The following is a 14,833-nucleotide window of genomic DNA, read 5'->3' as shown; positions in this document are numbered from 1 at the left end:
TCCTCCGGCTAGGACGGCATCAGGTCGGTCCACGTCTTGGGGCCCGAACCGGGCACCAGGTTCGTCTGTTGCTCGTAGCGCCCGTCGGGAGTCATGTACTTGCCCGTGTTCGGGTCGTAGGGCAGCACCGCGACCGACGGTCCCGGGCCGGCGTTCGCCGAGGGAGCCGCACCCGGTGCTTCCGGGGGCGGCGCCGGCACCACCGGCCGCGGGGAATCCGGTGATGTCCCCGACGGCGTGGCCCACGGCGGCAACGGGGTGCCTCCGGTCGGGGCGAAGATCCGGTCGTTGAAATCGACCCGGTCATCGACCGGGATGCCTTGCTTGACCAGGTTCGGGTCGAACGGTCCGGGGCCGGTGAGGTGCTGACGCATCGCGATGGGCACGAACCCCTTTGGGTCGTCGCAGAGTTCGACGGTGGGCGCGCGCTTGCCCGGATGCTCGATACACGGGAAGTTGCGGGCGCCACGCACCGATACCGGGGAGTCCTGCGGCAGTTTGCAGTACAGGCCGTCGGGGGTGTCGATCGTGGTTGTGTCGGCCGGCGAACGCCAGGATGACGGCGGCAGGAACCCGACGGTGCACGGGTTGGGGTCACCGAAAGTGAGGGTGAAGTCGCCCTGCGGCAGACCGGTCGGGTTGTTCTTGGGGAGACCGAAAGACTGCTGGACGGCAATGTATCCGGGCAGCAGCACCATCAACTGTTCGAGCGACGGGTTGTAGACCATCAGCACTTGCCCGAGGGTGTTCAGGTTCGCCAGCAGGATCGGCAGGGTGGGCTTGAGATCCTGCATCAGACCGGACACTTCGTCGGCGAATCCGGGGCCTCGTTGCAGGATGGCGCGCAACTGCGGGTCGTTGACGGCGACCTGTTCGGAGATCCCGGCCACGCTGCGCGCCCAGGTCCGGATCGCGTCAGTGCTTTGTTCCTGGGAGTCCAGCAGTGGCGCAGCGTCATCGACCAGCCTGCGTACCTTGTCCGAGACCCGGTTGGCGTCACCGCTGATGGTGGTCGCCGAATCCAGCAGTGATTGGAAGTCGTAGCCGGCGCCGTCGAAGGCTTGGAAGGTCTCGTCGAGCAGGCCGCTGAGCCGGTCCTTGGGGATACTGTCGACCAGGGCACTGACCTGATCGAGCATCGGCCCGACCTGTTGGGGCACTTGCGCGTTGGACGCCGCGATCACCGAACCGTTCTGCAGGTAGGGGCCGTCATCGCTGCGCGGCAGCAGGTCGACGTACTGCTCTCCGATCGCCGACACGCTGCGCACCGCGGCCACCAGGTCGGCGGGGATCTTCGGCGATCGGTCCAGGGACAGCGTGGCACGCACACCGTTGCCGGTCAGCGTGACGTCGGTGACTGTGCCGATCTGCACGCCGTTGTAGGTGACGTTGGAGAATCGGTAGATCCCGCCGGTCTCCGGCAGGTCCAGCTTGACCGTGACCCGGCCGATCCCGAGCAGAGTCGGGACCTGCATGTAGCCGAAGAGCATGGCTCCGACGCCGATCACCGAGGCCACCAGGAACAGGATCAGCTGAATCCGCACAAAGCGTGTCAGCATCTAGCCACCGCCTTCCGAACCGAGCGCGCCCGGCGGTAGGCCTTGGCTCGACGACCGCAGAATCGGTTCTTGCAACGGGTCGTAGGAATAGTTCAGATACCACGGGTCGCCGGGCGCCGGAACGAGTTTCGCGTTTTCGTCACCCCATTGCGTGCCGGGGAACAGGGAGCGCTTGAGTCGCGGTTTGGTGAGGTCGAAGACGGCGAACAGGTTCAGGAAGTCGCCCCGCACGGCGCGCTCGATCGCATTGGGTCCGTAGGGGAAGGCCGAGGCGTAGGCCACTGCCGAGTTGAGCTCCGGGCCGATATCGGCCAGCGAACGCAACGCCGGCTCGATGTGGATGAGGTCGGAGACCAGTTGGTGCCCGGAGTCGTTGACCAGGCCGGCCGACAGGTCGCCGAACTGGCCCAGCTTGGTCATCGCGGTGATGAACTTGGGACGCTCCTTGATCAAGACGTCGATGGCCGGAGGAATCTTGTCCAGCGCACGGTGAATGGTGTCGCGCTGGCCGGCGAAAGTCGTGGCCGTCCGGTTCATCTCACCGATGGCGTCGACGATGTTGTTCCGCTGCCGGTCCAGCGCACCGGTGAAGTTGTCCAGCCGAACGATCAGATCGCGAATATCGGCTTCCCGTCCCGCCATGGACGCGCTGAAGTTGTGGATGATGTCACCGATCTGGCCGAGCCCGCCCCCGTTGACGATTACCGCCAGCGACGACAGGGTCTGCTCGGTAGACGGGTAGGTCGAGGAGTCGCTCAGCGGGATGGTCGCACCGGGTGCCAGCCGCCCCATCGGCGCCTGTCCCACCGGCGGATTCAGCGCCAGGTGCATCGAACCGAGCAGGCTGGTCTGCCCGACCGTCGCGACGGCATTGGCCGGTACCTCGACGCCGGGGTTGACCGCGATGTCGACGTTGGCATGCCAGTTGCTGACGGTCATCTTGCCGACGCTGCCGATCACCACGTCGGAGAGCAGCACCGGCGAATTAGATTCCAGTGTACCGACATTGGCCAGCTGCACGGTGAAATGCTGCGCCCCGGAACCGCGGCCCTGAACACCGGGCAGCGCCACCGAGTTCAGCCCACCGAAGGCGCAGCCGGTCGTGGTGACGGCGACCAAAGCTGCGACCGCCACGCCGCGCCGCAGGGAACGAAGACCGATCATGGCGTGGGCCCCCCTTCCGCGGGCAACGGGCCGGGCGGCGGCCCGGGCGGCGGCGGACCGCCCGGCAGCAGCATCCCGTCGAAGGTGGTGGGACTCGGCAGCGGCGCGCCGGGGATCAGCGGCGGCGTCGCCGCGGCCGGCAGCCCGTCGGGCGCAAGGGAACCGCGCGGTTGCAACGGATCCGTCCATCCCGGCGGGGGTGGGACATCGCCATGCAATCCGGTATAGGCCGAGACCGACGGCTTCTGTTCCGGCAGGTTTCCCGGGTGCTCGGCGTGCGGCATCAACGCCGGGTCGGTGTAGATCAATTTGTCCGGGCTGGCCGCTTTGGTCAGATACGGAGATATCGGCAACGGCAACCCGTTGAAATTCAGCAGCCGCATGGCCGGCCCGAGGTAGCCCTCGCACAGCTTGCCGGTCTCCGTCGACGTCACGTTGCCGACCGCGCCGGTCATCGTGCAGATCGCCTGAACCGGGTTGCTGAAGTTGGCGAACGCAAACGAACCCACCGGGGTCCCGGTGGTCACGTTGTACATGTTGAGCGTGTTGGCGATCGCGTTCGGGGTGATATGCAGAATATTGCGGAGCGCATTCTTCGAATCGACCAGCGTTTGACTGACATTGGCCACGCCCTGCAGCGCCTCGACGGTTTCGGCGCGGCTCCCCGCCACAAAATCCCGCACCGTGTCGATCGCGCCGGCGAAGTCGGTCAGAGCGGCATCCAAGTTGGATCGGCTGTCGTTGACCACGCTCGTCAACGTGGCGAGCCGCGACTCGAACACCACGATCTGCTGATCGCTGTCACGTAGCGCCGTCACGAACGTCTGCAGGCCCGAGATGATGTCGACGATGTTGCCGCTGCCCTCGGCGAAGATCCGGGCCATGCCGGAGAGTTGCGCCAAAGTCTCGCGCAGCTTGGCGCCGTTACCGTCCATCGCATTGGCCGCGCTGTCGATGAAGCGCGACGCCGACGTTCCCGAAACACCGCTGCGCGGGCCCAGTTCCGCGGCAAGCCGGTTCAACTGGGTCTTGACCTCATCCCACTCGACCGGGACCGCGGTGTGCTCGCGCGGGATCACCGCGCCGTCCGCCATCCTCGGCCCGTCGCCACGGTGGTAGGCGGGGGTCAGTTGGACGAAGCGCGCCGCCACCAGGTTGGGCGCGACGATGACCGCTTTGGCCGCCGCCGGGATCGGCACCTTACGGTCGACGCGCAGAGTGAGCTTGGCCTGCGTGCCCTGCGGTTCGATGCGGTCGATAGTGCCGACCTTCACCCCGGCGACCCGAACCTCGTCACCGGGATAGATCGCGGTGGCGGTGGAGAAGTACGCGGTGATCCGAGTCGGTTTCAAGACGGTGTGGCGGACCAGGATGCCCGCGCCCGCCAGCAGCAGCAGCGCCGCCAGGGCCGCCGCCGCGATCTGCAGTGGTTTACGAGTCTTCATCGGGGCGGCAGGTCTCCTGGTTGCGGAATCCCATTGATCGGGAACGGCAGTTCGGCACGCGGCCCGGCATTGTCCGGCGGCTGCCCGGCGTCGACGCCGCGCCGGAAGCCGAAGATGTAATCGAGGAACGGCTGGAGCAGCTGCGGCAGGAACAGGTTCGGCACATAGGCGCTGTAGTAGGCCCCGTTGGACACCGTCTCGCCTTGGGTGAGTTCGTATTTCGCCAGGCCTGGCAGCGCTTTGGCGAGGTTGTCCCGGTTTTTCTCCAGGATCTTGTTCAGCTCGATAATTTTCGCCAGCGTCGGTTTGAGCTGTTCGTTGTTCTGGGCGACGAGCTCGGTCAGCTGCCGCGACACCGCCGACGTGCTGACCAGCAGGTTGACGATCGCCTGCCGCCGGGTGTTGAGTACGTCGACGAGACTGTCGGCGTCCAGGATCAGCGAGTTGATCTGCTGGCTCCGTTCGGAGAGCACACCGGTGAGCTCGGCGGCCGACTTCAGCAGGTCGGCAAGTCCCTCGTTGCGACTGTTCACCGCGCGGGACAGCCTGCTCAGGCCGTCGAACGTCGGCCCCAGCTGCGGGGCGATCTGGTCGATGGTGTCCGAAAGGGTGTCCAACGACCGGTTCAGCGACTCGGTGTCGGTGCCGGCGGTATTGGAGCTCAGTTCGCCGACCACGTCGACCAGCGAATACGGCGATGACGTGCGGGTGAGCGGGATGACCTCGAGCGGACGCAACTTGCCGCTGCCCGCCGGCTCCACCGTCAGCACCCGCTCGCCGAGCAACGACCCGGTGCGGATGTGCGCGGTGGTCTGTGAGCCCAGCGGGTATTTGCCGGCCAGGGTGAACGTCACCAGGGCGTCGCCGTTGTCGAGTGCGACATCGGTGACCGAGCCGACCTTGATCCCCGACAGCGTGACGTCGGCACCAGTGCTCAGGCCACCGGCTTCGGCGAACCGGGCCTGGTAACGCACGCAGGTGGCCCATTGGATCAGTTGCTCGGGCTGCAGCCCGATCGCGACGACAAAGGCCACGACCACAATGCCGATCAGGCCCATCCTGCTCAGCTGGCTGCCGCGGTATTTCAGCATCAGCGCGCCCCCCGCGGTACCGGCGCGGCACCGGGCAACATGCTGCTCAGTCGATGTCGGTGCATCGGCCCTCCTCCGCTTTGATCCAGGGGAACACCGCCGTACGGCCCTGGGTGTCGCTGACCCGGATCTGCACAGCGCAGAGGTAGTACTGGATGAACCCGCCGTAGGCGCCGAGGCGGATGGCCTTGCGGTAGTTCTCCGGCGCTTTCTGCAACGACATGTCCAGGCCGGCCAGGTCGGCGTTGATGGCGGTGGTCAACCGATCGACCTGAGTGATGGTTTTGGTCAACGGATCCCGCGCGTTGCCGAGCAGATCGGCCAGCGATGCGGTGCCGCGGTCCAAGGCCGTCACCGCGGTCCCGATCGGGTCGCGGTCGGCCGCCAAGCCGGCGACCAGTTTGTTGAGTCGATCGATCGCCCCGGCAAATCGCTTGTCGCCGTTGGACAGGGTGGCCAGCGTGGTGCGCAGTTGGTCGATCAGGGACTCGATCACCTGGTTGTTGTCGGCCAGGGAGCTGGAGAACGACGACGTCCGAGACATCAGTGATTCGATGGTGCCGCCTTGGCCCTGCATGATCTGGATCAGCGAGGCGGTGAGCGAGTTGACGTCCTGGGGATTCAGTCCGCGGATCACCGGCTTGAGGCCGTTGAGCAGCAGGTCCAGATCCAGTGCGGGCGCGGTCCGCTCCAGTGGGATCTCCGAGCCGGCCGGCAACAGCCGGGTCGAGCCCGGTCCGTCCGTCAGTTCCAGGTAGCGGTCGCCGACCAGATTCAAGTAGCGCACCGAGGCCTGCGTCCCGGTGGTGAGCGAAATGTTGCGGTCGGCCTGGAATTTCACCAGCACCGTGCCGTCTTTGCGCAGGGACACGCCTCCCACCGTGCCGACGCGAACGCCGGCCACCCGCACGCTGTCCCCGGATTTCAGCCGGGAGGCGTCGGAGAACACCGCCTGGTAGCCCACGGTCGGACCGGTGCGGACCTCGGCGAAGATCGCGAACAGAAATATCGTCGCCAGCACCATCACCGCGGCGTAGATGCCGAACTTGACCAGGGGTCCCAAGGAGCGTGTCATCCCGGCATCCCCACCTGGGCGCTGTTGCGCGGCGGCCCGCCGATCGGTCCGAACAGCGCCTGCTTGAGGCCATCGGAGTTGAGCAGGATGCCTTGGTTGCCGTATTCATACGGGTTGGCTCCGGTGTCGGCGACCAACACCGGCGGACTGAACTCCGGCGGCACGTCGGGCAGGCCCAGTTCCGTGCAGTAGGAGCGGTCGGAGCGGGCCGCCACCTTCGGTAGGTGGTCGGGGTAGCGGTAGCGTTCCTTGGCCAACGTGAAGCTGGCGGTGATGATGATGCCGGGGACGGTGAACGGCGGGGATTTGGCGAAGGGCACCAAGCCGCCGATCGAACAGCCGAGTTCCTCGTGATATTTGTCCAGCAGCTCAGCGGTCGGCTCCAGCACGTGCGTCAGGTCGGTCAGGGCCTGCCGGTTGTCGCCCAGCACCTCGTTGCCGGTATCGGCCAGCCCGATGGCGCTGAGCAAGAAGGTGTCCAAGCTGTTCTGCTCGGCCACGATGCTCTCACTCATGGTGCTGGTGGCGTTGAGCGCAGCGATGAGGTCCGGTGCCGCGTCGGCGTAAGACCGGAACACCGGCGGCATGGTGGCGGCCTCGTGTTCGAGCGTGTTCAGGCTGGGCTCGATCTCGGCCAGCAGCTTGTCGAAGTCGGTGAGCGCCTGACCGATCTTCTGCCCGCGACCGTTGAAGGCCGTCGAGACCGCGCTCAGCGTCTCGTTCAGCTTCTTCGGGTCGATCTTGTCCAAGACCCGGACGAGCTGCTGGAACACCGTGTTGATCTCGACGGTGACATGTTCGCCCGCCAGCACCTGACCGGCATGCAGCCGGGTGGCCTCCGGATCCGGCGGGGCCACCAACTCGACGGACTTGGCCCCGAAGACCGTCGTGGAGGCGATCCGGGCGGTGACGTTCGCCGGAATCAACCGCAGTTGGTCGGGTTGCATCTCCAGCCGCAGCACCGCGGTGCCGTCCGGTCGAGGATCGATGGCCCCGACCTTGCCCACCTGAACCCCGCGCAGCTTGACCTTGGCGTCGGGATACATCACCAGACCGGCCCGCTGCGACACCACGCTGACCGGGACCGTGCGGGTGAAGCTGCCCCGGAACAAGCCGATCGCCAGCCCGACGACAGCCGCGATCGTCACGATGGTCACCAGCCCGATCAGTGGCCGCAGGTAGGCCGGTTGCTTCCCTAGCTGCGAGCCGGGCCGCCGTCGTCCCGCGGCGGAGCCCCGGTGAATCCCCTCGTCGGATTCCCGGTCCATCGGTGGATCTGCGGTCGCCCCGAGAACCATTAGGCCGCCGCCACCGCGACGTCAGCGTGATCCATCGCCGCCGCCCCTTTCCACGATGGTGACCGCCGATACCGCAGTCGGCCCCCCGATGTTGTGCGCCAAGCCAATCCGGGCGCCATCGACTTGATTGACCGCTGTACCGCGCAACTGCTCGAAGAGTTCTACGCACTGTCCCACACCGGTGGCACCCGGCGGGTGGCCTTTGCACTTCAAGCCTCCGCTGGGGTTCACCGGCAGCGCGCCCCCGGCGCTGGTCGCCTCGGTTTCCAGCAGCTTGTAAGCCTCGAACCGGTCGGCGAAGCCGAGATCTTCGTAGCTGATCAGCTCCACCCCGGTGAAGTAGTCGTGCACCTCGGCGACGTCGATGTCGGCCGGCGTCAATCCGGCCATGGCGAACGCCTGCTTGGCGGCGCGCACCGTCGCTGGAAACGTGGTCATGTCGCGCTTGTGCTGATGCATCACCGAGTCCAGCCCCAGGCCGACGCCGCGGATCCACACCGGCCGATCGGTGAAGCGGTCGACCACGTCCTCGGCGGCCAGCACCAGCGCCGCGGCGCCGTCGCTCTGCGGCGCGCAGTCAAAGACACCGAACGGCGACACCACCGTGGGCGCATCGAGGGCTTGTTCCAGGGTGATCTCGAAGCGCAGCCGGGCCTTGGGGTTGGCCACCCCGTGCCGGTGGTTCTTCACCGCCACCATCGCCAGATGTTCCCGGGTGGCGGGCGATTCGTGCAGGTAACGCTGCAGATGCAGGGCGAAGCCGGCGGGGGCGACCAGGCCGAGCGGGTAATCCCACGCCATGTCGCGCACCGCCCCCTCCCAGGCCCACAGCATGTCCTTGGTGGCGATCTCGCGTAGCTTGTCCGCGCCGATGACCAGCGCGACGTCGATCGCCCCGGAGGCGACCGCGAACAGTGCGTTGCGGACCGCGTCGTTGCCGGTGGCGCAGGAGTTCTCCACCCGGGTCACCGGCAGCTCCGGCAGCCCGAGGGTGTCGGCCAGGATCCCGGACGGAAACCCGTCGGTGGTGCCCAGCGCCCCGAACCAGGCCGCCTGCACATCGGTCTTTTGCAGGCCCTTGTCGACGGTGGCGGCGCACTCGGCGAAGGCCATCGGCAACAGGTCCTTGATGCCCAGCGCGAAATGCTCCCGAAATGGCGTCATACCGGCGCCGACGATTCCTACGCGCCGCATGCGACCGCCTCGGGTTGATCCGCCGGGTCGAAGGGTTCGAAGGCGTAGCCGTAGTCGGGCACCCCGGAGCGCACCGCGATCCGGCGCAGCACCAGCCGGCCGCGGTCGCCGATCCAGGCGCTGCCGGCCGGGGCTCCGGTCACTTTCACCAGCGCACGGACCGCCACGTCGTCGAGTTCGACGATCACCAGCGAGTAGGGCGTCCGCAGGCCGGGCACCGGCAGGTGCACGCTGACCTCGGTGTAGACGGTGCCGGTGCGCGGTAGTTCCACCAGCTCGTAGTCGGTGCTCAGCGTGCTGTCGTCGCCGACCCGGTAGCGGGGCGGGAAGTCGAGTTCGTCGCTGTCGGGGTGCTTGCCCGCCTCCCAGCGCACCTTGGCCTCGAAGGCCCGCTCGTAGGCCGCCAGTGAGATCGGCAGGTCCGCTCCCGGCGTCATCACGCTCGGCGGTACCGGCCGGGCCACCGGTTCGTGACGGTGCACCGCGACCTCGCCGCCGGCCACATTGATACCGGACAGGTTGGCCTGCTCGACGGCGACCAGCGGTCCCTCGGTCTGGGTCTCGGCCAGCGCCGCCAACGCGAACAGCCCCGAGCTGGCGCCGGTCGTCGGCAGCGCTGCGGGCTCGCCGCTGCACAGGGCGACCGCGCGCTCGTGCTCGACACCGGCCAGCATCACCGGGGTGTCGGCCCAGGCCTGGGCCAGCGATGTCACCACCCCGCGCTCGTGCAGCAGCCGCGGGTCGCCATAGTCGTGCACCACCCCGACCGCATTGCGGGTACGCACCGGCAGGCTGCGCGCGATCCGGGCCGCGGTGCGGATGCGCAGGCCGTCGTCGGCGGTCAGGACCGCGACCGCGCCGCTCGGATCCAGATCCACGCCGATGACCAGGGTCCGCGGCCGGGCCGAGCTCAACGCATCGAGTGCGGCGGGCGCACCACCGAGTCGTTCGACCACTTCCAGTTCCGGATCCAGTCCCAGCCCCGCCAGCAGCACCGCGGCGTTGCTGCTCTCGGTCAGCGGAAGATCGCGGCTCACGACCACGAGCCGTTCAACCGCACCGCCGGCGGCCAGCGCGGCGCGGCCGGCCTCGACAGCCAAAGTGATGGCGTCCTCGTCGTCACCGGCCAGCCGCCGCAGGGGGGTTCCCCAGCACGGCAGGTAGGTGCCAATTGAAGCTACGTGCGGCATCGCGACCCCAGACTTCTCAGGTGACCGCGCCGACGGTCTTCAGCTCGATGATGCGGTCCCAGTCCAGCCCGAGGTCGGTCAGGATCTCGTCGGTCTGCTCGGCGAAGCCGGGGGCCGGGCCGGTTTCCGCGGCGGTGACGTCGAATTGGACCGGGTTGGCGACCAACTCGAGCTCGCCGGCCTGCACGATGTAGTCGTTGGCGCGGATCTGCGCGTCCTGGGCGGCCTGCAGGGTGTCCTGGACCGGCGCCCACGGGCCGGCCAGGGTGGCGAAGCGCTCACTCCACTCGGGCAGCGTCCGCTTGGCCATCGCCTGGCGCAGGATCTCCACGGCCGCCGGGGTGTGCTCGGCGAACGACTGCGCGGTGGCGAACCGCGGATCGTCGATGTAGGCGTCGAGTTCCATGTGTTGGCACACGTCGGCCCAGAACTTGGTGGGCTGCATCATGACAAACGAGATGTAGCGCTCGTCGGCGGTCGCGTAGACCCCGACCAGCGGGTTGATCGGCGAGCCGTGCACACCGGGCGGCTGTTGGACCAGACGCTCGCCCAGATGACTGGTCAAGGCGACGGTGTGGCCCATCGCCCACAGGCCGCTGCCCAGCAGTGAGACGTCGACGACCGAGGGCTCACCGGTGCGCTCACGCTTGAACAGTGCCGCCGCGATACCGCCGGCCAGGTTGGTGCCGGAGATGGTGTCGCCGTAGGCGGGCCCCGGCGGTGCGATCATGCCCTCGATACCGGGCGGGGTGATGGTGGCCGCGGTACCGGCGCGACACCAGAAGGCGGTCATGTCGTAGCCGCCCTTTTCCGATTCGAGGCCGCGGGGGCCCAGCGCGCTGCCGCGGGCGTAGATGATCTTCGGGTTGACCGCACGGATGTCCTCGACGTCCATGGCGAACTTCTTGCGGTGGCCGGGAAGGAAACTGGTCAGGAAAACGTCTGCCCGCTTTGCTAATTCGAGCAACACTTCGCGGCCTTGCGGTATCGACACGTCCAGGCCGATGCTGCGCTTGCCGCGGTTGGCGTGCTCGATGTTGGGGTTGGGGTCGCCCTCGACGCGCAGCATGCCGGTCTGGCGCAGCCCGCGCTGCGGATCCCCGGTGACCGCGTGCTCGACCTTGATGACCTCCGCGCCCCATTCGGCCAGCACCGCACCGGCCGACGGGACGAAGCCGTACATCGCGACCTCGAGCACCCGGATGCCCTCCAGCGGCCTCATTCGGCGGCTCCCACGGGCGCGGCGAAGGTCTTGCTCTCCAGGAATTCCTCCAGGCCGGCGACGCCCATCTCCCGGCCGATGCCGGACTGCTTGTATCCCCCGAACGGGGCGTCGGGACTGAAGTAGTTGCCGCCGTTGATGGAGAACGTTCCGGTGCGGATCCGCCGGGCCAGCGCCACCGCCCGGTCCTGGCTGCCGAAGACCGCGCCGGACAGCCCGTAGATCGAGTTGTTGGCGATCCGCACCGCGTCGTCGTCATCGTCGTAGCCGATCACCGTCAGCACCGGCCCGAAGACTTCTTCCTGGGCGATCTCGCTGTCCGGGTCGACTCCTGTGAGCAGCGTCGGGGTGTAGAAGAAGCCGGGGTCGACCTTTTCGCCACCTGTCACCAGGGTGGCTCCCGCGGCGACCGCGCGCTGCACCATGCCGTCGACCTTGTCGCGCTGCTTGGCACTGATCAGCGGGCCCATGTAGGTCTTCGGATCCGTCGGGTCGCCGTAGCGCACGTGGGAGAAGTTGGTCTTGATCAACTCGACGATCTCGTCGTGATGGGAGTTGGGCACCAGCAGCCGCGACGTCAGGGCACAGCCCTGGCCGGCGTGGGTGACCATCGAGAACGAGGCGAAGACCGCGGCCATGTTGAAGTCGGCGTCGTCGAGCACGATCGCCGCGGACTTGCCGCCGAGTTCGAGGAAGACCCGCTTGAGGGTCTCGCTGGCGGCGGCCATGATCGCCCGCCCGGTGGGGGTGGATCCGGTGAAGGTGACCATGTCGACGTCTGGGTCGGTGGTCAGCACCGCGCCGACCTGCGCGTCTGACGAGCTGAGCACATTGACGACGCCGGCCGGGATGTCGGTGTGGTTGGCGATGAGCTCCCCGAGCGCCAACGTCACCAGTGGGGTGTCGGGGGCGGCCTTGAGCACCAGGGTGCAGCCGGCGGCCAGCGCGGGGGCCAGCTTCGCCAGCGCCAGCTGGTTGGGGTAGTTGTAGGCGATGATCGCGGCGACGACGCCGGCGGCTTCTTTCTCCACCCAGCGGTGGTGCAGCATCCCGCGACTCTCGACGTTGCCGAGGTCTTCGGTCATCGGATAGTCGCGGAGCAGGTCGGCGTAGTAGCGCACGATCGCGATCGGCTGATCCAGCTGAGCGCCCTGGGTCAGCGCCGCCGTGGCTCCGACCTCGGCGATGGTGAGCGCGGCGAGTTCGTCGCGGTGCTCGACCAGAGCCTTGTGCAGTTGATCCAGGCAGCGGATCCGCAGCGCGGTGTCGGTGGCCCAGTCACCGGTGTCGAAGGCCCGCCGCGCCGCCGCGACGGCTGCGGTGGCCTGCGCCACCGCGGCGTCCGGCGCGTAGCCCAGGACCTCACCGGTAGCCGGGTTGAGCGATGCGAAGGTACGGTCGGCGCCCACCAGCTTGCCGTCGATCAGCAGTTGCCGGGCGGCAACCTGCTCGGTGGCCTGCGCACCGCCGTCGGCGATGGTCGCTGCCGTTTCCTGCGAACCCATGCAAGCCTCCCGCCGGATAACTACATTCTCATGTGCGGCGAATCATACATCTCGCCAGGGAGAACTCAAGCGGAGTCGGAATCCTGTCAGCCCTATCTCGGGGCGACACCTCAGCACCGCGATTCCGCATCATCCCTGCTGGGAGCCGGTTCGTCCGAGCCTTGCCAGAAACAGTTGTACGAGAGTACGATTCTCACATCTTGGAAAGGGGATTCTTTGTGGGCGAGACGGGCCTCGTGAGAACGGCCGTAGTGACCGGGGGCGCCTCGGGCATCGGCGCGGCCGTGGTGAGCCGCTTGCGCGCCGACGGGCACCGGGTGGCGGTCATCGATGTGAAACCGAATGATCACGAGGAGCTGGCCTTCGCGGCCGACGTCACCGACCGCGGACAGATCGACGCTGCCTTGACGCAGATCCGCAAACAGCTGGGGCCGGTCACCATCCTGGTCAACGCCGCCGGAAAAGACGGCTTCAAGAAGTTCAGCCACATCAGCTTCGAGGACTGGCAGCAGATCATCGACATCAACCTCAACGGTGTCTTCCACACCGTCCAAGCGGTGCTGCCCGACATGGTCGAGGCCGGCTGGGGACGCATCGTCAACATCTCCTCATCGAGCACACACTCCGGCACCCCCTATATGGCGCACTACGTCGCGGCCAAGTCCGCGGTGAACGGACTCACCAAGACCCTGGCGCTGGAGTACGGGCCGAGCGGCATCACCGTCAACGCCGTACCGCCGGGCTTCATCGACACCCCGATGCTGCGCAACGCCGACCGCCAGGGATTCCTCGGCAACATCGAGGACAACATCGCCAAGACCCCCGTGCGCCGGATGGGCAGACCCGAAGACATCGCCGCGGCGTGCGCCTTCCTGATCTCCGAGGAGGCCGGCTACATCACCGGGCAGATCCTGGGCGTCAACGGCGGTCGCAACACCTGACATTCGCCGCACCGAGGCATTCGATAACGAAAGGAACAGCTGTGGGACGCGTTGCCGGAAAGGTCGCATTCATCACGGGGGCAGCCCGCGGGCAGGGCCGCAGCCACGCGCTGCGGCTGGCCGAGGAGGGCGCCGACATCATCGCCGTCGACCTGTGCCAGGACATCGAGACGATCGGCTATCCGATGGCACGGCCCGAAGACCTCGAGGAGACCGCCAAGCTGGTCGAGAAGACCGGTCGCGGCATCGTCACCGCGCAGGCTGACGTGCGCGACGCGGCAGCGCTGAAGAGCGCACTGGACGCCGGGATCGCCGAGTTCGGCAAGCTCGACATCGTCGTCGCGCAGGCCGGCGTGGCCGGCATGAAGGGAAATCCGCCCCTGCAGGCCTGGATCGACGTCATCAACACCAACCTGGTCGGCACCATCAACGGCATCCAGGTCGCACTGCCCCACCTGGGCGAGGGGGCGTCGATCATCGCCACCTCGTCGGCGGCGGCGTTGATGGACGCCCACCAGAAGGCCAATCCCGGTAACGACCCGGGCGGCATGGCCTACATGACCTCCAAACGCCTTATCGCGCAGTACGTTCACGATCTGGCCACCGAGCTGGCGGTGCGCGGTATCCGCGCCAACGTCATCCACCCGACCAACTGCAACACCGACATGTTGCAGAGCGAGCCGATGTACCGATCCTTCCGCCCCGACCTGGAGCACCCGACCCGTGCCGACGCCGAACCGGTGTTCTATGTGCAGCAGGCGATGAAGGTCCCGTTCATCGAACCCGAGGACATCTCCAACGCGGTGCTCTGGCTCGCCTCCGACGAGGCCCGCTACGTCACCGGGATGCAGTTGCGGGTCGACGCAGGCGGATACCTCAAGTGGTACGACTACCACGTCTGATGCGGCGCCGGAAAATTCGGCACGTTCGATAGGAGCAGCATGAAAGTTTGGGTTGACCCGGAGCGCTGTCAGGGCCACGGCCTGTGCAAGATGATCGCGCCGGATTCCTTCGACCTCGACGACATCGACGGTCACTCCACGGCCGCAAACGAGGTCGTCCCCGCCGACCAGCAAGACCTGGTACGCGAAGCGGTCCGGTCATGCCCGGAGCAGGCCATCATCCTCACCGACGACGACAGTTAGTAAC

13 protein-coding genes are annotated in these 14,833 nt (G+C 67.3%); 3 read left to right on the top strand and 10 right to left on the bottom strand.

Going from position 1 to position 14,833, the window contains the following annotated elements; genetic code table 11:
* Positions 1 to 8: 8 nt before the first annotated feature.
* From A5771_RS06430 to A5771_RS06385, 10 genes are read right to left on the bottom strand one after another with little or no spacing between them, the layout of a single operon-like run.
* A complete protein-coding gene (locus A5771_RS06430; RefSeq protein ID WP_064854358.1) occupies positions 9 to 1,559 on the bottom strand; it encodes an MCE family protein in 1,551 nt (516 codons plus the stop codon).
* The gene (locus A5771_RS06425; RefSeq protein WP_064854357.1) at positions 1,560 to 2,723 is read right to left on the bottom strand and encodes an MCE family protein; all 1,164 of its coding nucleotides are present in this window, start codon (positions 2,721 to 2,723) and stop codon (positions 1,560 to 1,562) included.
* Entirely contained in the window at positions 2,720 to 4,168 is a 1,449-nt protein-coding gene (locus tag A5771_RS06420) for an MCE family protein (RefSeq protein WP_064854356.1), read from the bottom strand. Before A5771_RS06420 ends, A5771_RS06425 begins: the two co-directional genes overlap by 4 nt.
* The gene (locus tag A5771_RS06415) at positions 4,165 to 5,259 is read right to left on the bottom strand and encodes an MCE family protein (RefSeq protein WP_064854355.1); all 1,095 of its coding nucleotides are present in this window, start codon (positions 5,257 to 5,259) and stop codon (positions 4,165 to 4,167) included. Before A5771_RS06415 ends, A5771_RS06420 begins: the two co-directional genes overlap by 4 nt.
* A gap of 46 nt (positions 5,260 to 5,305) precedes the next feature.
* Positions 5,306 to 6,334, bottom strand: coding sequence for an MCE family protein (locus A5771_RS06410; RefSeq protein ID WP_064854354.1), 1,029 nt, complete (start codon positions 6,332 to 6,334; stop codon positions 5,306 to 5,308).
* Positions 6,331 to 7,632 (bottom strand): MCE family protein, encoded by a 1,302-nt coding sequence (locus A5771_RS06405; RefSeq protein WP_234782966.1) that lies wholly within the window; start codon positions 7,630 to 7,632, stop codon positions 6,331 to 6,333. Before A5771_RS06405 ends, A5771_RS06410 begins: the two co-directional genes overlap by 4 nt.
* 21 nt (positions 7,633 to 7,653) lie before the next feature.
* A complete protein-coding gene (locus A5771_RS06400; RefSeq protein WP_064854353.1) occupies positions 7,654 to 8,826 on the bottom strand; it encodes a thiolase C-terminal domain-containing protein in 1,173 nt (390 codons plus the stop codon).
* Entirely contained in the window at positions 8,814 to 10,016 is a 1,203-nt protein-coding gene (locus tag A5771_RS06395) for a Zn-ribbon domain-containing OB-fold protein (RefSeq protein ID WP_064854352.1), read from the bottom strand. The genes A5771_RS06400 and A5771_RS06395 overlap by 13 nt, the downstream gene beginning before the upstream one ends.
* Before the next feature lie 16 nt (positions 10,017 to 10,032).
* Positions 10,033 to 11,238: a CaiB/BaiF CoA transferase family protein gene (locus A5771_RS06390; RefSeq protein ID WP_064854351.1), complete on the bottom strand. Its 1,206-nt coding sequence runs from the start codon at positions 11,236 to 11,238 to the stop codon at positions 10,033 to 10,035.
* Positions 11,235 to 12,743 (bottom strand): aldehyde dehydrogenase family protein, encoded by a 1,509-nt coding sequence (locus tag A5771_RS06385; RefSeq protein ID WP_064854350.1) that lies wholly within the window; start codon positions 12,741 to 12,743, stop codon positions 11,235 to 11,237. The genes A5771_RS06390 and A5771_RS06385 overlap by 4 nt, the downstream gene beginning before the upstream one ends.
* A 236-nt stretch (positions 12,744 to 12,979) precedes the next feature.
* On the opposite strand from A5771_RS06385, the gene A5771_RS06380 reads away from it, so the two are divergent.
* From A5771_RS06380 to A5771_RS06370, 3 genes are read left to right on the top strand one after another with little or no spacing between them, the layout of a single operon-like run.
* Entirely contained in the window at positions 12,980 to 13,684 is a 705-nt protein-coding gene (locus A5771_RS06380; RefSeq protein WP_064854417.1) for an SDR family NAD(P)-dependent oxidoreductase, read from the top strand.
* A gap of 41 nt (positions 13,685 to 13,725) precedes the next feature.
* Entirely contained in the window at positions 13,726 to 14,586 is an 861-nt protein-coding gene (locus tag A5771_RS06375) for a mycofactocin-coupled SDR family oxidoreductase (RefSeq protein WP_064854349.1), read from the top strand.
* Positions 14,587 to 14,625: 39 nt separating this feature from the next.
* On the top strand, positions 14,626 to 14,829 hold the full coding sequence (locus tag A5771_RS06370; RefSeq protein WP_064854348.1) for a ferredoxin: 204 nt from the start codon (positions 14,626 to 14,628) through the stop codon (positions 14,827 to 14,829).
* The last annotated feature ends 4 nt before the right edge of the window (positions 14,830 to 14,833 follow it).

It is taken from the genome of Mycolicibacter sinensis (assembly GCF_001667375.1).
Taxonomy (GTDB): domain Bacteria; phylum Actinomycetota; class Actinomycetes; order Mycobacteriales; family Mycobacteriaceae; genus Mycobacterium; species Mycobacterium sinense_A.
The sequence above is the reverse complement of the archived record's forward strand: the minus strand, read 5'-3'. Positions and strand labels throughout refer to the sequence as shown.